Below are 3,623 nucleotides of genomic sequence, written 5' to 3'. Positions count from 1 at the left end.
GAGCTGGCGGACCGGATCGCAGGCGCGCACGACGCGTCCGTGGTGCGGGTCCGCAGCTACGTCTAGGCCACCGGGTTCTGTCAACCCGCGGTCGCGGGGACGGCAACCCTCGACCCGAGGTCGAGAGTACGCCCGAGAGGGGTCGGTGACCGCTCGATCACCCGCCACGCCTGCGATCGGCGCATCATCCCCAACCCTCGACCGCTGCTCGAGGGTTCGTTACGCGGCCGTGAGCCCCGTAACGACGATGTCACCTCCGGCCGGGGCCGAACGCCACCCCCGGCCACAGAACGACGAAGGGCCGCCGCACGTCCGAGACGCGCGACGACCCCCCTCCGCAAGCAGGTGTGCCCTAGCGGCCGTTGACCGCGTCCTTGAGCGCCTTGGCGGCGGTGAACTTCGGCGCCTTGGAGGCCTTGATCTGGATCTTCTCGCCGGTCGCCGGGTTGACGCCGGTGCGTGCACCGCGCTCCGCCACGGTGAACTTGCCGAAACCGGCGATGTTCACTTCGCCGCCACGGGCGAGCGTCTCGGTGAGGATCGCGGAGATGCCGTCGACGGCGGACTTCGCGTCACCCGCGCTCAGATCGGCCTTCTCTGCGAGGTGCTGGGCCAGCTCGGTCTTGTTCACGATGCTTCCTCCTGCTGTGGTCGTGGTGCCCGGACTCCCCGAGCACCGTGTTCCCGGTGCCTGAGGTGGCCCAGGGTGTACATACAAGTCCCGTCTGGTCGGGACCGGTGGAGCACCCTAGACCCTTCCGCGGACGGACAGCATTCCAAAGAACCCCAGTGACCATCGGCACTTTCTGGGTTTCGGAGGCCGCAGGGCGGGAAAGCCCTGGTTGTGCGACCCATCCGCGCCTCCCCCGACCTCTCCCTCCGGGTCGAGGCCCTGCCCGAGAACGTGCCCGCCGTGCGCCACGCCATCGGCGATGTCGCCGCGCGCCGGGGGGCGGAACCGCGCGCCCGGAACGCCATCGCCCTGGCGGTCACGGAGGCGGTGGCGAACGTCGTCGTCCACGCCTACGAGACCGCCGGTGGCCCCCTCGAGATCGAGGCGAGAGCCGACGACGACGCCCTCACCGTCGTCGTGCGCGACCACGGCGGAGGCATGCGCGCCGATGCGCCCTCAGAGGGCATAGGAGCGGGGCTGCGCCTCATCGGGGCCCTCGCCCAGTCGTTCGACATCCGCCGCACCGACGGAGCGACCGAGGTGCGCATGGAGTTCCTCCTGCGCCCGTCCGTCCGCCTGGATGACTGACCCGTTTCGCCCGGGAACCGGGCGGGTAGCATCCCAACCGCCGATGTTCGACTTCCAGCTTCGCTCAGAGATCACCGAGGACGGAGTCCACGTGATCGCGGTCACCGGCGAGGTCGATCTCTTCACGGCCCCCGACCTCAGGCAGGCGGCCTCCGACGCCATCGACGCCGGCGCGCAATGCGTGGTGGTCGACCTGACCGACACGAGGTTCCTGGACTCGACCGGGCTCGGCGTCCTCATCGGGATCGCCAAGCGGGTCCGCCCGGCCGGCGGCGACCTGGCGATCGTGAACACCGACGAGACGACCGCCAACACCTTCGCGATCACCGGCATCGACGGGGTGATCCCCATCGCCCGGACACGCGCTGAAGCGCTCCAGGCGCTGAGGGACGCGGGCGCGATCCGCACGCGCTGATCCGTCCGGTCGAGGCCGTGCGTCGCCGCCCGAACGTCGTCCCGAGGTTGTCGGTACAAGCCTCCGCGCGCATGCGCGAGCAGGCCCGGCAGAGCGCCCGCCGCGCGCGCAACGAGGCGCTCCTGCTCGGCCCCATCGTCGCGGGGACGCTGCTGGCCTACGACCGCCGCGTCGAGTGGTTCGGCATGGATCAGCCGATCCAGATCGTCACCGTCGTCCTCCTGGTGATGCTCGGATGGCGGCTGGCCCGGGACATCGGCCGCGGTTTCGGGCCGCGCCTGCTGGAGCGACTGGATCCCGGGACGGCGGGGACCGTGGAGTTCCTCATCCGGTTCATCGCCGTCGGCGTCGCGATCTGGGGCGCCCTGCGCATCGCGGGGATCCCGCCCCGGACCCTCGCCGTGGGCGGCGCCTTCACCGCGGTCGTGGTCGGCCTCGCCGCCCAGCAGACGCTCGGCAACCTGTTCGCGGGCGCGGTGATGCTCAGCGCCCAGCCGTTCCGCGTCGGCGACCGCGTGCGCCTGCAAGGCGGAGGTCTCGCCGGGACGATCGAGGGGACCGTCAGCAGCCTCGGGCTCCTCTACACGTCGCTCGTCCGCGGGGCCGACAGGATGATGATCCCCAACGCGGTGGTCCTCGCCTGCGCCGTGATCCCGCTCCGCGAGCCGGCAGCCGTCAACCTGCTGGCGCGCCTGAAGCCGAACGTCAACCCCAGCCACGTGCAGGCGCTGCTCGACCAGTCGGTCACCGTCGAGACCCGGGACGCCCCGCACATCTCGCTCGAGGAGATCGACGACGAGGAGGTCGTCGTGCGCGTGACGGCGACGCCGCGGGAGTCCTCCGACGGAGCGCGCCTGGCCGACGAGGTGCTGGCCGCCCTGCGGTCCGTGACCCGCGGGGAGATCACGTCCGAGCACAGCATCCTCGTCGGGCGCCCCGAGTCGCCCGGCTCCGACCCGGACGACTGACCCCCGTCACCGGCGGTCCAGCTCGAACCAGACTCGCGTCCCACCCTCGTCGTCCACCCCCCAGCGCTGCGCCATCTTCGCGAGAAGATCGAGGCCGTAGCCCCCTTCGGCGAGGTCGTCAAGCGACCGGGCCGACCGCGTGCGCGGGATCGGGAGCGCGAACCCCGCCCCCTGGTCGACGATCGATGCCCGCACGACCGTGGCGTCCCACCCGAGGGTCAGGCGGACGCTGCCGTCGCCGCCGTGCTTCACGGCGTTGGTGGCGAGCTCGCTGACCAGCAGCCGCAGGCGGCCGAGCGTCTCGGCGTGCAGCTCGTCGGAGAGGTGGGTCTCGACCACGCGGCGGGCCTTCGCCACGCTGGCGGCAGACCCGTCGAGCACCATGTGCACGGAGCGCGCCCCCGCCCCGACCTCCACCGCGAGCACGGCGACGTCGTCGCGCTGGGGCCCGTCGGTGTGCTCGAGCACGACGTCCCGCACGCGATCGACGGCGTGCTGCGCGCTGACGTCCTCGAGCTCGCGCAGGGTCTGACGCAGACGCTCCTCCCCCAGCCGCCCGTCCACCCCCGCCGCGTCGGTCGCGCCATCGGTCCGCAGCACGAGGACGTCCCCGTCCCGCAGCTCCACGTGCTGCGCGGTCCAGGACGACCCCGGGAACGCCCCGGGCAGCGGTCCCGGTGTGCCGAGCGGCTCCACCTCGGAGCCCCGGCGCAGGAGGACCGGCGGGTGGCCGGCCAGGACGATGTCGGCGGACATCCCCTCCGGCCCTTCGTGCAGGTGGACGCAGGCCACGGAGCACAGCGCCTGGTCCTCACGACGCGCCAGCAGTCCGTCGAGCCGCACGATCGCGCCGACCGCCGAGCCCGTCTCGAGCGCGGCTGCCTCGATCGCGCCGCGCGCCATGCCGGTGACGGAGGCGGCCGCGGCCCCCTTCCCGGTCACGTCGCCGATCACCAGCAGCCAACCGTCGGTGAGCGGG

General features: G+C 72.5%; 5 protein-coding genes. 3 read left to right on the top strand and 2 right to left on the bottom strand.

What is annotated here, in order from left to right; translation table 11 throughout:
• Positions 1–352: 352 nt before the first annotated feature.
• A complete protein-coding gene (locus ABYE80_RS18500) occupies positions 353–631 on the bottom strand; it encodes an HU family DNA-binding protein (protein WP_372791781.1) in 279 nt (92 codons plus the stop codon).
• A gap of 213 nt (positions 632–844) precedes the next feature.
• On the opposite strand from ABYE80_RS18500, the gene ABYE80_RS18495 reads away from it, so the two are divergent.
• The 3 genes from ABYE80_RS18495 to ABYE80_RS18485 all read left to right on the top strand — a co-directional run bounded on the left by ABYE80_RS18495 (position 845) and on the right by ABYE80_RS18485 (position 2,644).
• A complete protein-coding gene (locus ABYE80_RS18495) occupies positions 845–1,261 on the top strand; it encodes an ATP-binding protein (RefSeq protein ID WP_372791780.1) in 417 nt (138 codons plus the stop codon).
• Positions 1,262–1,304: 43 nt separating this feature from the next.
• On the top strand, positions 1,305–1,676 hold the full coding sequence (locus ABYE80_RS18490; protein WP_372791778.1) for an STAS domain-containing protein: 372 nt from the start codon (positions 1,305–1,307) through the stop codon (positions 1,674–1,676).
• Positions 1,677–1,747: 71 nt separating this feature from the next.
• A complete protein-coding gene (locus ABYE80_RS18485; protein WP_372791777.1) occupies positions 1,748–2,644 on the top strand; it encodes a mechanosensitive ion channel domain-containing protein in 897 nt (298 codons plus the stop codon).
• A 6-nt stretch (positions 2,645–2,650) separates the two neighbouring features.
• On the opposite strand, the gene ABYE80_RS18480 is transcribed toward ABYE80_RS18485, so the two are convergent.
• Positions 2,651–3,623 (bottom strand): SpoIIE family protein phosphatase (locus ABYE80_RS18480; RefSeq protein WP_372791775.1); only part of this gene is annotated, 973 nt, incomplete at its 5' end.

It is taken from the genome of Paraconexibacter sp., from assembly GCF_041602235.1.
Lineage (GTDB): Bacteria > Actinomycetota > Thermoleophilia > Solirubrobacterales > Solirubrobacteraceae > Paraconexibacter.
This window is presented reverse-complemented; position numbering and strand designations above follow the sequence as displayed.

Coding starts and splice junctions, on each gene's coding strand:
- ABYE80_RS18485 (WP_372791777.1), top strand. CDS start 1,748: ATGCGCGAGCAGGCCCGGCAGAGCGCCCGCCGCGCGCGCAACGAGGCG.
- ABYE80_RS18490 (WP_372791778.1), top strand. CDS start 1,305: ATGTTCGACTTCCAGCTTCGCTCAGAGATCACCGAGGACGGAGTCCAC.